Genomic DNA, 443 nt, shown 5'->3' on the forward strand with positions numbered 1-443 from the left:
GCAACATCTGCCAGCTCCACCAGGTTCAACGTCTCTTCTGGGCAGTCCGCCGCCCACTCGCTGACCCGGCGCATGATCGCCCGCTCTTCGTCGCGCCGCCCCAAGGCTATGCCCTGCAGGCGCTGGCTGGCGTTATCGAGAATGAACAGGCAATCCTCCAGCAGTTGTTCCGCCAGGGCTTGCCCCTGCAATGGGCAGTCGGCCTGCCCGAGGCGGGTCAGCGTGGCACTCAGCCAGCTGCCAAACAATGCGTTCTGCCCACTGCCCAGCGGCTCCATGAACAACCCTTCGAGGCGTTGCGGGTCCAGCCCATGGCGGGCCAGGAAGGCTTGGTCGAACACCACTGCCACTTCCTGGTAGTTCTCCGGGGTGATCCAGATGTTGCGGCTTTGCTCGTTCAGCAGGTACAGGCTGTTTTCGCTGCGGTCGAAGCAGAACGCCAG

At 63.7% G+C, this 443-nt stretch carries 1 protein-coding gene; it reads right to left on the reverse strand.

Annotated elements, in window-relative coordinates:
- The coding region (locus EOE48_RS28835; RefSeq protein WP_210249626.1) for a hypothetical protein at nt 1-443 on the reverse strand (443 nt) is incomplete at both ends.

The organism is Methylobacterium oryzihabitans (assembly GCF_004004555.2).
In the GTDB taxonomy this organism is placed as follows: domain Bacteria; phylum Pseudomonadota; class Alphaproteobacteria; order Rhizobiales; family Beijerinckiaceae; genus Methylobacterium; species Methylobacterium oryzihabitans.